We start from the raw sequence: 16,886 nt of genomic DNA, 5'->3' as shown, positions 1-16,886 counted from the left end.
AGCATGTTTGCCAGTATATTACGTGAACTAAACTATCTAAGAAGCAATAAATGGGATTTGTGCATGGTGACACTCATCCCTGCTTTTATCATTTTTTTGTTTAGCAGCATGTTTTATGCAGGTAAGGCTGAACATTTACCCATTGCCATTATTGATCAGGATCAAAGTGAGCTGAGCCGTAATATTGGAAAGTATCTTTCGTTAAATCATACGGTAGATGTTAAAACAATTACGGCAAGCTCGACCGAAGCTGAAAAACTACTCAATGAAACCAAAATTTGGGGGTATGTTTTTATTCCGGATGGTGCCGAAAAACGTTTTGTAAAAGCTCAAGATGCTCAAATAAGCATTGCTTTTAACCAATCTTTTTTTAGCGTAGGGAATACAATTTCATCTGCCATGTTAGTCAGTACACTCAATGCTTTAGCAGACTACGCAGGCCAGAGTTATTTAGCAAATAATATCCCCTATTTAGATATTCCTACAGCGCACGTCAAAATTTCAACGCTTTATAACCCAAGTATGAGCTATGAATTTTATTTAGAGCCTTTCATGGTTCCTGCTGTTTTGCATCTATTACTCTGTTGTTGTGTGGCTTTTGCCATTGGACAAGAACTTAAACGTGGCACATTAACCCAGTGGGTTAACCGTGAAAATTTTATTCGCGGCTTACTGGCTAAAAATTTACTTTATAGCTTTATTTTTTGTCTCTGGACTTGGTTATGGATGTTTTGGCTCGTTGAGATTCGCGGTTGGTTTGTCGCAGGTTCTCTCAGCTTTTTATTAGTTGCCCAGTTTTTGCTTTATTTTTCTTATGCACTCATTAGTAGTACCGTCATTCTTGCGACCAAAAATTTAAGTAAAACTTTCGGTTTTATTGCAGTCTACGGCGGGTCTTCTCTAAGCTTTGCAGGGGTTACCCTGCCTTTAAATAATGCACCAATTTTCACTAAATTTTGGTCTTTAATTATTCCATATACACCTTATGCAAAGCTCCAAACCGAACAATGGGTGATTGGAAGTCCACTTTTTATTTCAGTGATGCCCTTTTTAATACTGATTGGCTACTGCCTTATTTATTTCATTTTGAGTTCCCTGCTGCTTAAAAAATTAGTTCGGGGGACAGCACAATGAAAGAATTATTAAAGGCTTACGGACAAACATTTAAAGATATTGTTAGTAACAGTTCGGTTTTCACGACACTGATTTTATCAGTCATTCTTTATAGCTTTTTTTATCCAACTGCCTATAAAGCTGAACGTGCCGAATCAATTCCAATTGTCATTGTTGATGAAGAACAGAGTCTTTTAAGCTCTCAAATTATTGGACAAACAAGCAATAGTCCGCACGTTAAAATTGTTGATGTCACTGCTAATTTTCTCGAAGCCGAACAAATGGTTCGCGAGCAAAAAGCAGATGGTATTTTGCTTTTACCCAACAACTTAACACAGAGTCTACGCCACGGGGAAACTGGTGGAATTGGCTTATACTTAAGTACAACCAACTTTTTAAAAACTAAAGAAATTGGGTTAGGTCTTGCTACATCTATTGAGGCCACATTAAAAGAATATGTTGAAAAATTTGGCGAGCGTACACATTTCCAACCTGCCCTTTCTATTCATCAGGTTCCTTTATTTAACCCCCTTTCAGGTTATGGAAGCTATATTTTTCCAGCAGTTGCAACACTCATTATTCATCAAACGATTGTATTAGGTTTAGCCATGCTGATTGCAAGCTACCGCGAACAGCATGAAAAAATTACCTCCATTCGCTTTGCTGGAATTTTTGCCAGTCTGTTTACTATTGGTTGTTTAAGCAGTTTTTACCTTTTTGGTTTTACCTTGTGGTTCAACGACTATCCACATGGTGGAAATTTTATTGGTTTACTCGTCGCGGTTCCAATTTTTATTAGTTGTGTGATTGGATTAGGCATGTTGATTGGCTCACTTTTAGACATGCCTGAACGTGCCGGACATATCATTGTATTTAGTTCAGTTCCGCTTTTTTTATTAACTGGTACCGCATGGCCTCACCATGCCATGCCTGAATGGTTACAATGGTTTGCTTGGTGCTTACCTTCTACACACGGTGTACAAATGTTTGTACAGCTTAATCAAATGGGTGTTCCTTTAAATGTTGTGATTCCTAAATTGATTTTTCTTGCAACAATTGGAATCATTTTTTTAATTATTGCGTATTCACGTTTAAAAAATTCCAAGTAAATTTAAGGATACATAAATGTGTATAAATTATATTTTTATTTACTATAAAATCTTATAGTTAAAGCTTATTTCTTAAATAATTGACCAAAAATTTATAAAAAAATAAATAAATTCAAAGCATTAATTTGTATCAATTGTCATGAAACCTTAAGAAAACTTTAAGTTGAAATTAAGAAATTTTCTCCATAGTAATTAGTATAGTTTTTCAGCAGCTAAGCAGAATAGTTCTGCAATCCTGCCCTATGGTGGAATCTGGATATGGCAAAAGTGTGTTATTGCGCAGATGACTTTGCAATGAATGCAGAAATATCTGATGCAATTATTCATTTAATTGAACAAGGTGCACTTCAAGCAACCTCATGTATGACCCAATCTGGACTATGGGAAACTGCTGCTGCCAAATTAAAACCCTTTAGCGATCAAGTTGATATCGGTTTACATTTAAATCTTACCCATGCTTTCGCTTCAGGTAATACTGTTTTTTCCTTACCCATGCTGATTTTACGTGCATGGTCTTCAAGCCTGAATCGTGAATCAATCACCCAATGTATTGAAGAACAATGGGATTTATTCGTTTCAGTCATGGGAAAGCACCCAGATTTTATTGATGGACATCAGCATATTCATCAATTTCCATTCATACGCGATATTTTGCTGCAATTGTTAAAAGAGAAAAAATTTACGGGTTGGATTCGAAATTTACAGAACCCGATAGATTTACCTCACTATCGTTTTAAGACTCGTGTGCTGTCTGCACTGGGTTCCAATTCTTTAGCAAAAGCATGTCAAACATATCATTTTAATCAAAATGACCAATTTGCCGGCATCTATGATTTTAAACAAACTGACTATGGCGAACTGAACCAGTATTGGCTTGCAAATGCAAAAGACCATTTACTGATTATGTGCCATCCAGCGCTTGCAGAATCAAATGATCAAGATCCGATTCAACATGCCCGAATACAAGAATATGAATATTTCAGTTCGGATCAGTTCCAACTTGATTGTCAGCAATATGGTATCCAGCTCACTAGACTAGGGGCAATGCAATGAACACAAAACCATTTTTATCCTGCGTTGTTCCAGCCTATAACGAAGCAGAAAATTTAAAAACTTTTATTCCTGCTTTAGCAAATAGTCTAAAACAGCAAAATCTTAGCTTTGAAATTATTGTGGTAGATGATGGGAGTAAAGACGACACCATTCCTATTCTACAAACAATGATTGATGATTACCCATTGGTTGTGCTTGAACTTTCACGCAACTTTGGTAAAGAAGCAGCTTTAAGTGCTGGTTTAGATCATGTGACAGGTGAAGTTACCCTACTGATTGATGCTGATTTTCAACATCCATTTGAAGCAATTCCAACCATGATTAACCTTTGGAAAAATGGTTATGACATGGTGTATGGTATTCGCAATCGTACTACTGAATCTTGGCTTAAACGTGTGTTAACCCAAGGTTACTATCGTGTATTAAACTTAAGCTCTCCGATCGATATTCCTGAAAGTGCGGGCGACTTCCGTCTACTAGATGCAAAAGTTGTTGAAGCAATTAAACAATTGCCAGAAAAAAACCGCTATATGAAGGGTCTTTATGCTTGGGTTGGATTCAAAAGTATAGGCGTTAATTTTTCTGAACAAGAACGTCAGCACGGCCGTTCTAGCTTCAACATAAAATCTCTATTTAACTTGGCTATGTCAGGTTTAACTGGGTTTTCAGATTTACCTTTACGCATCTGTATTTATTTAGGTGCAATCCTAGCTTTAGGTGCTATGGGTTACGGCGTATGGATCATCATTAAAACGTTGATTGAAGGAATTTCTGTTCCAGGTTGGGCAACACTTGCAGCTGGTATGACTTTACTTGGTGGTATACAGTTGTTGTTCCTTGGTATTGTTGGTGAATATGTTGGTCGTATTTACGCGGAAGTAAAAAACAGACCAAAATACATTGTTGCATCTGAACATTCTCGTATTAAACAAGAAAAATCTATCACAAAGCCGGAAAACACTTTCTCAAGTTTCTAACATGTTTGCTCATATTCTTCAGCTCACGCGGTTTGCCACTACTGGAGCCGCAGCAGCACTTACTCACTATAGTGTAGCCATGCTTCTTTTTCAGAAGCATGTTGCACTGCAATATGCCAATTTACTTGCATTTTTAGTCGCCTATTGGGTGAGCTATTTCGGGCATCGTATTTTTACGTTTAAAGCACAGCATCTTGATCATCGTCAGACTCTACCAAAATTCACATTGGTTGCAGGTTTAGGTTTTTTATTTAATGAAAGTTTTCTTTTACTCTCAAACCTCTATTTTAACATTCCTGTTTCAACCTTAGTGTGTATTGCAATTGTTCTGACCTCTGTCGTGACTTTTTTGCTTAACCGTTTTTTTGCATTTCAACATTAAGGATTGTGTATGCAGCAATGGCTTCGTAATTCCAAATTTTTATTATTTTTTTTACCGTGTTGGTTACTTCTTCTTTCCTGGATAAGACCTCTATCTGTACCTGACGAAGGCCGCTATGGAGATATTAGCCGAGCTATGGTCGAATCTGGAGATTGGTTAACTCCACGAATCGATGGTTTGCCATTCATGCATAAACCTCCACTCCTACACTGGTTAAGTTCTATGTTTATGGAGCTTTTTGGTGTACATGTCTGGGTGTTACGGTTAGTACCTGTGTTAGCTGGTACCCTCATGTTAGTGGGTCTATTCTTATTTGTAAAAAAGCATATTTCGGAAGGCGTAGCACAGCTTACGGTTATTATTTTAGCGACCAACCTGCTTTTCTTTGGTAGTAGCCAGTATATTAACCATGACTTATTAGTAGCATCGGGGATTACATTAAGCGTTTTATGCTTTGCTGATTTCACCATTTCTGCACGAAAATCTATTTTATTTTTAGGTTATGTCGCTGGTGCAGCCGCTTTTCTAAGTAAAGGTCTTATTGGCGTTCTCATTCCAGGTATGATCCTGTTACCGTGGTTACTCTACACAAAACAATGGAAGAAAATACCTTCACTTCTTAATCCATTGGCTATCTTGCTATTCTTACTTATTGTTAGCCCATGGTTGTACGCAGTACAAAGTAAATATCCTCAATTTTTACATTATTTCTTTATTGACCAACAATTTAGTCGCTTCAGTTCTAAAGAATTTAATAATAAGCAACCGTGGTGCTTCTATCTGCTTATTTTGTTTGTCGGTTCTTTGCCTTGGTTTTTTGCGAGTAGATTTGAATCTATTAAGACCGTCTTTAAAGATTATAAGCAATCGGGTATATTTGCCCTGCTTGTATGGTGGTTTATTTCTGTTACGGTTTTCTTCTCTATTCCACCTTCTAAACTAGCGGGCTATATTTTACCTGCTGTACCACCCCTTACTATTTTCTTGGCGCTTGTGATTAACAAAGTTCTTGAAAGCAGTTATAAAACCAAATTACAGGTATGGGGTACTCCTGTATTTATTATGATTCTTGGGATTGGTATTGTGGCTACCCCACATTTTCTCCGTGCGGATCAACCATTTTTTCAACATCAAGCCATATTCATTTACACCATTGGTACACTGTTAATTGTACTTCCACTGGTTTTAGTATGCTTATATAAAAAGCAGAAAGTGAGCTATTTAAACTATATTTTTATGAGTTTAATTGTTCTATGTAGTTCGATTCCTTTCGCTGTTCGTATTTTAGATACTAAAAACAATGTGGGCCAAACAGACTTTGCTGAGTACATCACCCCCTCTACAAAAATAGTTTTCTACAATTACTATTTTTATGATGTGCCTTTCCTTTTACAGCTTAAACAGCCTGTTTATATTGTAAATGAATGGGACAGTGTTCACTCTGATAGCGCTTCTTTAGAAATTAAAGATGGCTTGTTATTTGAACCACAACTTAAAAAGTATTTGTGGAGCGAACAGCAGCTCAAAGATGCTCTGGTTCAAAAGCAAGATTTGATCGTGGTCAGTCAGCCAAATAATTTTGCAACTAAAGACCCGTCAGTAAAAACTTTGCATTACAGAAACTATGATGTGTTTATTTTCCATTCAGCAAAATAAATAAATCAGAAATAAAAAAGGAAGCCTAAGCTTCCTTTTTTATTTTAAAACGTTTTACTCTTCAGAAGTATCTTCACTATTAGATACAACTTCTTCGCTATCGGTTTCAGTCGTATCTACTTCGCCTTCAAGAAGTTCTTCTTCATCTTCTACAGCTTCAATTGAAACTACGCCTACAAGAGTTTCTTCTTCGCTTAAACGGATGAGACGAACACCTTGAGCATTACGACCTGTCATTGCAACTTCTGCTGCACGCGTACGAACAAGCGTACCACCATCAGAAATTAATAATAACTCTTTAGTTTCATCAATAGAAACTGCACCAACTAGCTCACCGTTACGTTCACTTGTTTTAATTGCAATAACGCCCTTACCACCACGTTTTTTGGTCGGGAAGTCATTTACAGGAGTACGTTTACCGTAACCGTTGGCACTCGCACACAGGACTTCACCAGTCTCAGGTACAACGACAAGCGATACGATGCGGCTTACTAGACTTGAATCTGCTGAATCATCATTATCATCTGATTCATCGTTTTCAACATCTGCATCTTCTTCACTTAAAGTACTGCTTGCAAAGCTCACGCGCATACCACGTACACCTTTCGCTGTACGACCCATTGCACGTACGTCAGTTTCAGCAAAACGAATTGCTTTACCTTCGTTAGAGAACAACATGATTTGCTGATTACCATCAGTAATCGCAACACCAATTAAGGTATCTTCTTCATTCAGTTCAATAGCACGTAAACCATTTGAACGAATGTTTGCAAACTGTTCTAACTCAACACGCTTAACCGTACCAGAAGCTGTCGCCATAAACACATAGTGGTTTTCTGGGAACTCTGTTAACGGCAAGATAGCAGTAACTGTTTCTGTTGCATCTAAAGGTAACAAGTTCACGATTGGACGGCCTTTTGCCCCACGTGATGCTTGAGGAACCTCAAATACTTTCAGACGGTACACTTTACCCACGTTGGTAAAGCAAAGTACAGTCGCGTGGTTCGATGCCACAATCAGATGTTGAATAAAGTCATCATCTTTCATAGAGGTTGCAGACTTACCACGTCCACCACGGCGCTGTGCCTGATAGTCTGAAAGTGGTTGAGTTTTTGCATAACCCGTTTGCGAAACAGTTAATACCACTTGTTCTTCTGGAATTAAATCTTCACGGCAGAAATCGACACGAGATTCAACAATTTCGGTACGACGTGCATCACCATATTGTTGTAATACTTGTGCTAACTCTTCACGAATAACACCCATCAACAAGTTGAAGTCATTTAGAATAGCTGTAAGTTCAGCAATTTGACCCAAAATTTCAGTATATTCTGCGTGTAACTTGTCTTGTTCTAGACCTGTTAAACGGTGTAAACGTAATTCTAAAATTGCGCCTACTTGTGTCGGAGATAGACGGTAAATTGAATCGCTTAAACCAAATGGACGATTTGGATCTTCACCTTCAATTTCATCTGGACGAACAGAAATAGCACCTGCTTTTTCAAGTAATGAAATAACACCACCACCTGCCCACTCACCAGCAAGTAAACGCTCACGCGCTTCAGCAGGGTTAGCAGAAGTTTTGATGGTTTCAATAATTTCATCAATATTTGCTAAGGCAACTGTCAAACCTTCTAAGATATGACCACGTTCACGTGCTTTACGTAATTCGAACATGGTACGGCGTGTCACAACTTCTTGGCGGTGACGAATAAATGCCGCAATAATATCTTTCAGATTCATCAATTTTGGCTGTCCGTTGTCTAGACAAACCATGTTGATGCTGAATGAGTTTTCAAGCTGGGTATTTAAGAATAAGTTATTTACAACGACTTCTGCGTTTTCACCGCGTTTTAAGTCAATTGCAATACGCATACCGTCTTTGTCAGACTCATCACGAAGCTCTGAAATACCTTCAAGTTTTTTCTCTTTAACTAACTCAGCAATACGTTCAATCACTTTTGCTTTGTTTACTTGATATGGAATTTCAGTAAAGACGATAGTGGTACGACCTGTCTTTTCATCTTCTTCGAAATGGTATTTACCACGAATGTGTAAACGACCTTTACCGGTACGGTAGGCATCAACAATACCTGATTTACCGTAAATAATACCGCCTGTAGGGAAGTCAGGACCGGTAATGTATTCCATCAATCCTTCAATCGAAATATTCGGATTATCAGCATAAGCCAAACATGCATTCACAACTTCTGTCATGTTGTGTGGTGCCATGTTGGTTGCCATACCTACAGCAATACCCGCAGCACCGTTAATTAACAAGTTTGGAACGCGTGTCGGAAGTACCTGAGGAATACGTTCCGAACCGTCGTAGTTATCTTCCCAGTCAACTGTGTCTTTTTCTAAATCTGCAAGAAGCTCATGTGCCAGCTTAGTCATACGGACTTCGGTATAACGCATCGCCGCGGCACTATCACCATCGATCGAACCGAAGTTACCCTGACCATCAACCAATAAATAACGTAAGCTAAAGTCTTGTGCCATACGAACAATAGTTTCGTAAACAGCTGAGTCACCATGCGGGTGATATTTACCGATTACGTCCCCAACGACACGAGCAGATTTCTTGTAGGCTTTGTTATAGTCATTGCCCAATTCGTGCATGGCATAAAGCACACGACGGTGAACAGGTTTAAGACCGTCTCTCACATCCGGCAATGCACGAGATACGATTACACTCATTGCGTAATCTAAATATGAATGCTTGAGTTCGTCCTCAATGGCAATCGGTCGGATTTCCGATACGCTCATGCATACTCCTTCTTACAGATAGATATTTCTATCCGTTTATATGTCTTGATCTTGCAAAAAATTTAGTTCCGGAAAGTGAACTAAAATCGAAAAAAATATAGCTGTATACTATAGCATAAATTGCTCGCTAACTGGGAGTTTAGCGATCTGAAAATAGCATTTTTTTACAATAAAAATTCTATTAGAATTAATAAGTTAAAATTATAGGTTTCTACTTTTAAATGTATTCCTTAAAACTCAATTATTCGACCAAAATATAAACAGCATGAAAGTGCTCTTTTTAGAACACATTTCATCTATTTAAAGAATCAAACTTTTCGTCTTAACCCAACTTAGCAATATTTGAGCTAAAGATTCCGAGACCATTTTTCAAATTCATTGCTCTTTTTTGAATAATCAATTTGAACTTATCATTTTACAGGACGGTATTGAGCCGGTATCCATTGATATCCTTTTGAGCTTTTACCAATGTGTCCAATGCCGGGAAAAGCGATATGTGCTGCCCCTACCCACCATTGGTTTTTATAGGCTTGTTCAAAGATATTCTTACGAACAGCTATAGCCTGATTCGAGTGAGTATCGGGTTTGTAGTTTGCTTCAGGATAAGGAAATTGGACTGCACCGTAATGCACAACATCGCCTAGACCTAAGAACTTTTGACCGTTTTGTCCATCTACTAAGTATGAAGAATGACCTTCCGTATGACCATGAGTCACAATGAGTTGAACATTCGGAACGTTAAAAGTGGCTTTGGTAAAAGCAACTAACTGTCCTGCCTTTTGGTATGGCTGCAAAGCATCACGCGTCATTTTAAATATTGGTTTAAAAAAATCGGTGGCTTTTGCTTCATTTGCAGATGATGTCCAAAAGTCGACATCTTCTTTCGCCAGATAAACTTTCGCATTTGGATAAGCCATTTTGCCATCAAGTGTAATCCCGCATAAATGATCAGGATGAGCATGTGTAATTAAGATGGTATCTATTTGTTCAGGCTGTACGCCTGCTTTCTTCAAATTTTCACGCACATGGCCCAAGGCAGGCCCAAAACATTTTGCAGCTCCTGCATCAATTAAAATATTTTGTGTCGGTGTTTGCACAAGATAGGCAGAGAAATCCGTGACAATCTGGTTATGCTCATCTACAGGAACAAAGTTTTCTTCAAACAGTTGATTGGCTTTTTCAGCCGAAATACCCAGTAAATCACTACGAGGCAGTCCCAGTTCCCCATCAAATAAAGCCGTTACTTTAAGGTTTCCTACTGGTTGTAAAAAGTATCCATCAACCTGATGTACACTTGGCTTTTGTTCTGCATATATAACTGTACTGGCACTGAGCAGTAATAATATCGCAAGTGATTTTAATGATTTCATCATAGAGTCCTTGGTATTTTCATACTTTAACTCTATTGGTTTTTATCTATTTAAATCGCTCAATAAACTACAAGAAACGCTCAAATTGACTTATTCTGCAGCAAGAACAGCTGGATCTATACCATAACGCTCTACAAAGCGATCACGAAAAATAGCAACAGACTGGTATCCTGATTTGGCTGCAATGGTTTTCATGGGTAGTTTTTTCGAATACAACAACTCAAGTGCATAAGTAAGACGGGCATGCGTAATCGTTTCTCTTAAGGTCGTATCTTCATGGCTAAGCTTGCGGCGAAGTGTTGCGCTGCTCAAACCTAGTCGCATTTCAAACTCACTAGACTGCCAATGGTGCTGTGGATTCTCTATTACCCAATCGTGAATGATTTTCGTCAATTTAGGTGGCGGTACAATTAGCACATCTGAACAATGCTGTTGGCATAACTGTACAAGCATAGCGGTAATACATAAACGTGCTTTCACCACATCATGATTAAACAAAGCTGTTTGCCACTCGGTTAAAGAGGTAGCAAAATCATCAATTGAAAACTTTAATATTGCTTCAGTTTTGTCGACTACGGGCTTCGCCCAAATCATTTTTGCAGCTTGAATGACTTCATCACACATAGGCACAAGAATAGTGAGATATTCACCCGTTATAGGGTCAGGCAGATTAACTGCATCGATAACCGTATCGGGTTTTATAATATAGAGGTCGCCAGCACTAAAATTGATTTGTTTTGTTTGAAGATTTAATTGTTGTTGCCCATATAGAATAAATCCCATGTGCAACTGGCTAACTTTAATATTGGAAAGCCCATGCTGATTTTTAGATCGAATACATAAATAATCTCGTGCCATATCTGCCCGCGCCAATCTCACCAATGACTGGTGCAATTGATGAGCTTCGATGGAAGCGGAATAATTAATATTCATAAGAATGATCTAAATAAAAAAACGCCCTTGGCTATTTATAGCACAAGGGCGTTTTTCGAATAAGTGACAAGCTGTAAATTACAACTTGCTTACTAACTCTGGTACTACAGCGTTCAAATCACCAACTAACCAGTAGTCAGCAACGCTGTTGATTGGCGCTTCTTCGTCTTTGTTGATTGCAACAATAACTTTAGAATCTTTCATACCAGCTAAGTGCTGGATCGCACCAGAAATACCTACAGCAATGTAAAGCTCAGGTGCAACGATTTTACCAGTTTGACCAACTTGGAAATCGTTAGGTACGAAGCCTGCATCAACTGCTGCACGTGAAGCACCTTGTGCTGCACCAAGCTTGTCAGCTAATGGGTCAAGTACTTTGTGGTAGTTCTCACCAGAACCTACACCACGACCACCAGATACAACAATACGAGCAGCTGTTAATTCTGGACGATCAAGTTTAACGATTTCTTCAGATACAAACTTAGAAATGCCTGCATCTTTTACTTCGCCAACTGTTTCAACCGCAGCAGAACCACCTTCCGCAGCAACTGGATCAAACGCTGTACCACGAACAGTACCAACAATGATTGCTTCGTCAGATTGAACAGTTGCAATTGCGTTACCAGCGTAGATTGGACGCTTGAATGTGTTCGCAGATTCAACAGAAATAATGTCTGTAATCATGCTTACATCAAGAAGCGCAGCAACACGTGGAAGAATGTTCTTACCAGTCGTTGTAGAAGCAGCTAAAACGTATTTGTAACCTTTAGCCAAGTCAGCAACTAAGCCAGCTACGTTTTCAGCTAATTGGTTTGCATAAGCAGCGTTGTCAGCAAGCAATACTTTGCTTACACCAGCAACTTTAGCAGCAGCGTCAGCAACTGCTTGAGCGCCTGAACCAGCAACTAATACAGTAATATCACCACCGATTTTTTGAGCTGCAGCAACAACGTTTAAAGTAGCACCGTTAAGTGTCTGGTTGTTGTGATCAGCGATAACTAAAATACTCATGATTTTATCCTTCCGTATTAGATCACTTTCGCTTCATTTTTCAATTTTTCAACAAGCTCATCTACAGATTTCACTTGTACGCCAGCTTTACGTTCTGCTGGAGCTTCAACTTTAACAGTTTTAAGCTTAGTACCAGCTGTAACACCGTAATCAGCAGGAGATTTAGTATCAAGCGGTTTTTTACGAGCTTTCATGATGTTAGGCAATGCAGCATAACGTGGCTCGTTTAAACGCAAGTCAGTTGTAATAATTGCAGGAAGCGCAAGTTCAACAGTTTGTAAACCACCGTCGATTTCACGAGTCACTTGTACTTTACCGCCATCCACTTTCACTTCAGAAGCAAACGTACCTTGACCAGCACCTAATAATGCACCAAGCATTTGACCTACTTGGTTAGAATCATCATCAATTGCTTGTTTACCAAGAAGGATAAGTTCTGGTTTCTCAGCGTCAACAACACCTTTTAAGATTTTAGCAACTTCTAGAGCGCCAATTTCATCAGTGGTTTCAACTAAAATACCGCGGTCTGCACCCAAAGCCATTGCAGAACGGATTTGTTCTTGAGCTTCTTTAGGACCAATAGAAACAACAACGATTTCTGATACTGTTCCTTTTTCTTTTAAGCGAACCGCTTCTTCCACTGCGATTTCACAAAATGGGTTAATTGACATTTTAACGTTGGTAAGGTCAACCCCACTATTGTCCGGCTTAACACGAACTTTAACGTTGGCATCAACCACACGTTTTACAGCAACAAGAGCCTTCATGTAATCCTCGGCTGTTCTAGCAAAAGTAAATGTTGAGAAAAGTATATTAACTCTTCAATTCAAATTTTTTAGGTACCCTATCTTGCAATGTGTTTGGCATTTCGGTCAAGTCACAATTTTCTGGAACAGTACAAAAAAAATGAAATCATCAGTTCATAAAAAAAATTTCACAGCTGACTCGCCCTTATTTTATTCTTTTTAAAGTCTATTTTATACATTGATTTTTATTATCTTTTTATCTTATTTACCTTATTAGTCAGAAACATAAGCGCCTTATAAATGAGTCAAATTTTGTTGTTTTCAGGCCATATATGCCGACAAAATGTGCAAAGTTCAAAATGGTCAATTGGGTAATTTCACATATTTCTTTTAAACAAATTTGTAAAAAAGTACAAATGATCTCTACATTCATCTTATTCAGTGCAATCAAAGTCGCGTATTGATAAATAATTTAACTTAAATGACTTAATGCTTGGTCGCTCGCGGATGAGCCTGATCATACACTTGAGCCAAATGATCAAAATCAATATGCGTATAAATTTGAGTAGTCGATAAGTTGCTATGACCTAACATTTCTTGAACTGAACGCAAATCACCACTACTTGATAACATATGGCTGGCAAAACAATGTCGAAGTAAATGCGGATGTAAGTCGACATTTACACCTGCTCGTTGTGCCTGAAGTTTTACACGTTTCTCGATTTGACGTGGAGTGAGTACACCACCTCGTTGAGAAATAAAAACAAAAGCATTTTGGTCAAAATGACCTTTCCAGATTTTATAAATTTTAAGCCAGTTCAATAGACTTTCTTTTGCCTTTTTCCCAAATGGGACAATACGGGTTTTATTTCCTTTACCCGTAATACGAACAAGATGACGATTAAAATCGATATCTTTAATTGTGAGGCCTTGTAGTTCAGCGAGACGTAAACCACTTGAGTAAAGTAGTTCCAACATGGCTTTGTCTCTTAACCACAATTGCTGATCAATTGGCTTTTCCGGCATGGGTTGATCTAAAATTTGATTAACTGTTTCTATGTCGATCATGCCCGGCAAGGGCCGAGGTTGGCGTTTTAACTTAAAATCGTCAGTAGGATTAATTTCTAGATATTTGCCTTGTTCAGCCCACTTCATAAACTGACGAATAGAAGTGAGATGACGCTGCATGCTACTTGCGCTTAACTGGTCTTGCTCAACACGCTGAGCCAGATATTCACGTAAATCTGAAGCTTCAACATTTTTTAAATCAATTTTTTTTGAGTTACAGAACTCAAGAAAGCTTTTCACATCTCGCTCATAAGCCGTGATTGTATGCTCAGACTGGTTTTGAATTTTTCTTTCTTTTAACCACATCGAGAGCAGTTGTAATGCAAAATCCAAATTGCTCTCCATTTATTTGCCCATTTTTTTGAGTGTACCAAAAACTATGTGATCATGAAAATTTCATATCGCACAGCATAATGAATCTAACTTATATATTACAATTTATACCAAGTATTCATTGGACCTTGCTGCCATGACCACCATACTCATTCCTTATTTAATTGCCATTACTTTACTTACGCTTACTCCTGGCTTAGATACAACTTTAATTATTCGTACTGCCACACTTGAAGGTAAATCTAAAGCATTCCAAGCAGCTCTTGGAATTAGTCTTGGCTGTATTGCTTGGGGAGTTGTCGTGGCCTGCGGTTTGGGTGCTCTACTTATGGCATCTGATTTAGCTTTTAATTTATTGAAATGGATGGGAGCTGCTTATCTCGCATGGCTTGGTTTAAATATGATTTTAAAACCACGTAGCCAACTTGCAGACATACAAGAAAATAATTCAAATTGTTCTACCTCAGAGAATTGGTTCATTAAAGGTTTCTTTGGCAACTTACTCAATCCAAAAGTTGGCATATTTTATATTTCATTTCTTCCCCAGTTCATTCCAGCCCAAGCTTCGGCTGTCACTTGGGTAATGGGACTTGTAATGATTCATGTGGTGATTGGAATAGTATGGTCAAGTCTATTAATTATGGCTATGCAACCACTTTCACGTTACCTAAAACAACCTAAATTTGTGAAATATATGGACCGAATTACAGGCAGTATTTTTGTATTGTTCGCATTGAAATTAGCTTTGAATAAAAGGTAAATTTTTAAAAGCGTGCTAACACATAGCACGCTAAATAATAGTTAAAGTTTTACATGAAGTTTTTTAAGTAGTTTTCTATTTGGACTGCAACTTCATCGGCATGTTTTTCTGCTAATTGATGGTCACCACCTTTCACAACATATAATGTCGATTTTTCAAACTTTTGATTTAAATACTGGCCTACCTGAACTGGACTTACTGGATCGTTATCGCCCCAGATTAATAAAGTTTCAACATTTATACTTGGCAAAAACTCTTCATAGTTAGCATGAGTGGTAACAAACCAATCTGGATATTTTAAAAATGTTTGGCGGTATGCTTCACGCCAGTCTTGCACATTAAATCGTTTAAGGTTGATTCCACCAGAAGTAGCAATTAAGACCAGCCCTTTCACCAAATGAGGTTTTTTTAGCGCTGCGGCAACGGCAAAAATCCCACCCATAGATTGGGCAATAATGATAGCTTCTTCATTAATTTGATCGACCACATAATTTGTTAGGTCTTCAAAACTCTTCACTTCAAGGGATTCCGGTGTATCGCCAAAACCGGGGTAACCAATAATTTTTGTACGGTATTGCTGAGGTAATTTTTCAATTAAGGGATGCCAAAATGCAGTACTGCCTGATGCACCAGGTAAGAAAATTAAATTATTCATATTTTTATAAGGTAATGAAATTAAAAAATTATTGTACATATAAAAGAAAGCCTCTTTTATCACTTTAACTGATGAAAAGAGGCTTCTATTTAGGCCATGCGATTAACCTTGGAAATAACGTAAATCCAAACGTCCATCATATACATGGGTTGTTGGACCAGTCATCCAAACCACATCACCTTCTTGCCATTCAATTTGTAACTTACCACCAGCAAGTTCAACTTCAACTGAGTTCGCAAGTAAACCACGGCGCATACCACTTACCGCAGCAGCACATGCTCCTGTACCACAAGCAAGTGTTTCACCAACACCACGTTCAAATACACGTAAGCGAACATGTTTATCATCAATCACTTGCATAAAGCCGGCATTCACACGTTCAGGGAAACGTTTATGTGATTCAACTTGTGGGCCAATACCTGCTACATCAGCAGTGAGTACATCTGGAACAATAGTGACCGCGTGTGGGTTACCCATGTTGACTACGTCAATACTAATGTTTTGGTCATTTGCCAACTCAAGGGTATATAAAGCTTCTGGCTCTTCGGCAACAAATGGAATTTCATTTGGTAGAAACTTTGGGTAGCCCATATTTACGCGCACCCAACCATTTTGCCCAAGCTCAGGCTTTACAATACCTGCTTTGGTTTGTACCGTAATGTTGGTTTTATTAGTTAAATGACGTTCATGTACAAAACGCGCGAAACAACGTACGCCATTACCACATTGTTCAACCTCAGAACCATCGGCATTGAAAATGCGATATTTAAAGTCAGCTTCTGGTAAATCTGGTGGTTCAACAATTAAAAGCTGGTCAAAACCAACACCAAAGTGTCGATCTGCCAAACGTTGAATGGTTGCTGTATCTAAATAAGCTCTTTGGCTAATTAGGTCAACCACCATGAAATCATTGCCCAAACCATGCATTTTGGTAAATTCTAATAGCATCTC

Annotated in this window: 15 protein-coding genes; 7 read left to right on the top strand and 8 right to left on the bottom strand. The window is 38.2% G+C overall.

All coding sequences use genetic code 11. The features are described 5' to 3' along the window. Positions 1-3: 3 nt before the first annotated feature. From ACH63V_RS00165 to ACH63V_RS00140, 6 genes are all read left to right on the top strand, one after another. Positions 4-1,134: an ABC transporter permease gene (locus tag ACH63V_RS00165; protein WP_396462403.1), complete on the top strand. Its 1,131-nt coding sequence runs from the start codon at positions 4-6 to the stop codon at positions 1,132-1,134. Further along, positions 1,131-2,222 (top strand): ABC transporter permease, encoded by a 1,092-nt coding sequence (locus ACH63V_RS00160; protein WP_396462402.1) that lies wholly within the window; start codon positions 1,131-1,133, stop codon positions 2,220-2,222. Before ACH63V_RS00165 ends, ACH63V_RS00160 begins: the two co-directional genes overlap by 4 nt. Positions 2,223-2,480: 258 nt before the next feature. After that, a complete protein-coding gene (locus ACH63V_RS00155) occupies positions 2,481-3,275 on the top strand; it encodes a ChbG/HpnK family deacetylase (protein ID WP_396462401.1) in 795 nt (264 codons plus the stop codon). After that, complete coding sequence (locus tag ACH63V_RS00150) at positions 3,272-4,252, top strand: glycosyltransferase family 2 protein (RefSeq protein WP_396462400.1); 981 nt, start codon at positions 3,272-3,274, stop codon at positions 4,250-4,252. Before ACH63V_RS00155 ends, ACH63V_RS00150 begins: the two co-directional genes overlap by 4 nt. A gap of 1 nt (position 4,253) precedes the next feature. Then, the gene (locus tag ACH63V_RS00145) at positions 4,254-4,634 is read left to right on the top strand and encodes a GtrA family protein (RefSeq protein WP_311069456.1); all 381 of its coding nucleotides are present in this window, start codon (positions 4,254-4,256) and stop codon (positions 4,632-4,634) included. Positions 4,635-4,643: 9 nt separating this feature from the next. Next, the gene (locus tag ACH63V_RS00140) at positions 4,644-6,290 is read left to right on the top strand and encodes an ArnT family glycosyltransferase (protein ID WP_396462399.1); all 1,647 of its coding nucleotides are present in this window, start codon (positions 4,644-4,646) and stop codon (positions 6,288-6,290) included. Positions 6,291-6,344: 54 nt separating this feature from the next. Here the strand turns inward: ACH63V_RS00140 and gyrA are convergent, their stop codons facing one another. From gyrA to xerC, 6 genes are all read right to left on the bottom strand, one after another. After that, positions 6,345-9,059: a DNA gyrase subunit A gene (gene gyrA, locus ACH63V_RS00135; RefSeq protein ID WP_396462398.1), complete on the bottom strand. Its 2,715-nt coding sequence runs from the start codon at positions 9,057-9,059 to the stop codon at positions 6,345-6,347. Positions 9,060-9,469: 410 nt separating this feature from the next. Next, positions 9,470-10,429, bottom strand: coding sequence for an MBL fold metallo-hydrolase (locus ACH63V_RS00130; RefSeq protein ID WP_396462397.1), 960 nt, complete (start codon positions 10,427-10,429; stop codon positions 9,470-9,472). Positions 10,430-10,519: 90 nt separating this feature from the next. Further along, positions 10,520-11,362, bottom strand: coding sequence for a helix-turn-helix domain-containing protein (locus tag ACH63V_RS00125; RefSeq protein ID WP_396462396.1), 843 nt, complete (start codon positions 11,360-11,362; stop codon positions 10,520-10,522). A 78-nt stretch (positions 11,363-11,440) separates the two neighbouring features. Next, entirely contained in the window at positions 11,441-12,373 is a 933-nt protein-coding gene (locus tag ACH63V_RS00120; protein ID WP_272409704.1) for an electron transfer flavoprotein subunit alpha/FixB family protein, read from the bottom strand. Between the two features lie 17 nt (positions 12,374-12,390). Further along, positions 12,391-13,140, bottom strand: a complete 750-nt coding sequence (locus ACH63V_RS00115) for an electron transfer flavoprotein subunit beta/FixA family protein (protein ID WP_000646180.1) — start codon at positions 13,138-13,140, stop codon at positions 12,391-12,393. A gap of 465 nt (positions 13,141-13,605) precedes the next feature. Then, positions 13,606-14,493, bottom strand: coding sequence for a tyrosine recombinase XerC (xerC, locus tag ACH63V_RS00110; protein WP_396462482.1), 888 nt, complete (start codon positions 14,491-14,493; stop codon positions 13,606-13,608). Between the two features lie 163 nt (positions 14,494-14,656). Here xerC and ACH63V_RS00105 point away from each other — a divergent pair, with 163 nt between their 5' ends. Beyond that, positions 14,657-15,280 (top strand): LysE family translocator, encoded by a 624-nt coding sequence (locus tag ACH63V_RS00105; protein WP_396462395.1) that lies wholly within the window; start codon positions 14,657-14,659, stop codon positions 15,278-15,280. A 49-nt stretch (positions 15,281-15,329) separates the two neighbouring features. Here the strand turns inward: ACH63V_RS00105 and ACH63V_RS00100 are convergent, their stop codons facing one another. Beyond that, positions 15,330-15,935, bottom strand: a complete 606-nt coding sequence (locus tag ACH63V_RS00100) for an alpha/beta fold hydrolase (protein ID WP_396462481.1) — start codon at positions 15,933-15,935, stop codon at positions 15,330-15,332. A 102-nt stretch (positions 15,936-16,037) separates the two neighbouring features. Continuing rightward, positions 16,038-16,883: a diaminopimelate epimerase gene (dapF, locus tag ACH63V_RS00095; protein ID WP_263614409.1), complete on the bottom strand. Its 846-nt coding sequence runs from the start codon at positions 16,881-16,883 to the stop codon at positions 16,038-16,040. Positions 16,884-16,886 lie beyond the last annotated feature (3 nt).

The organism is Acinetobacter sp. ABJ-A23_2, assembly GCF_044538765.1.
Taxonomy (GTDB): domain Bacteria; phylum Pseudomonadota; class Gammaproteobacteria; order Pseudomonadales; family Moraxellaceae; genus Acinetobacter; species Acinetobacter nosocomialis_A.
Note: the sequence above shows the minus strand (reverse complement) of the source record. Positions and strands in the feature narration are given on the sequence as shown.

Excerpts from the sequence above, each read along its gene's own strand:
- ACH63V_RS00125 (WP_396462396.1), bottom strand. The coding sequence starts at position 11,362 with ATGAATATTAATTATTCCGCTTCCATCGAAGCTCATCAATTGCACCAG.
- ACH63V_RS00145 (WP_311069456.1), top strand. The coding sequence starts at position 4,254 with ATGTTTGCTCATATTCTTCAGCTCACGCGGTTTGCCACTACTGGAGCC.
- ACH63V_RS00120 (WP_272409704.1), bottom strand. The coding sequence starts at position 12,373 with ATGAGTATTTTAGTTATCGCTGATCACAACAACCAGACACTTAACGGT.
- ACH63V_RS00130 (WP_396462397.1), bottom strand. The coding sequence starts at position 10,429 with ATGAAATCATTAAAATCACTTGCGATATTATTACTGCTCAGTGCCAGT.
- xerC (WP_396462482.1), bottom strand. The coding sequence starts at position 14,493 with ATGTGGTTAAAAGAAAGAAAAATTCAAAACCAGTCTGAGCATACAATC.
- ACH63V_RS00115 (WP_000646180.1), bottom strand. The coding sequence starts at position 13,140 with ATGAAGGCTCTTGTTGCTGTAAAACGTGTGGTTGATGCCAACGTTAAA.
- ACH63V_RS00140 (WP_396462399.1), top strand. The coding sequence starts at position 4,644 with ATGCAGCAATGGCTTCGTAATTCCAAATTTTTATTATTTTTTTTACCG.
- ACH63V_RS00105 (WP_396462395.1), top strand. The coding sequence starts at position 14,657 with ATGACCACCATACTCATTCCTTATTTAATTGCCATTACTTTACTTACG.
- ACH63V_RS00150 (WP_396462400.1), top strand. The coding sequence starts at position 3,272 with ATGAACACAAAACCATTTTTATCCTGCGTTGTTCCAGCCTATAACGAA.
- dapF (WP_263614409.1), bottom strand. The coding sequence starts at position 16,883 with ATGCTATTAGAATTTACCAAAATGCATGGTTTGGGCAATGATTTCATG.
- gyrA (WP_396462398.1), bottom strand. The coding sequence starts at position 9,059 with ATGAGCGTATCGGAAATCCGACCGATTGCCATTGAGGACGAACTCAAG.
- ACH63V_RS00165 (WP_396462403.1), top strand. The coding sequence starts at position 4 with ATGTTTGCCAGTATATTACGTGAACTAAACTATCTAAGAAGCAATAAA.
- ACH63V_RS00100 (WP_396462481.1), bottom strand. The coding sequence starts at position 15,935 with ATGAATAATTTAATTTTCTTACCTGGTGCATCAGGCAGTACTGCATTT.
- ACH63V_RS00160 (WP_396462402.1), top strand. The coding sequence starts at position 1,131 with ATGAAAGAATTATTAAAGGCTTACGGACAAACATTTAAAGATATTGTT.
- ACH63V_RS00155 (WP_396462401.1), top strand. The coding sequence starts at position 2,481 with ATGGCAAAAGTGTGTTATTGCGCAGATGACTTTGCAATGAATGCAGAA.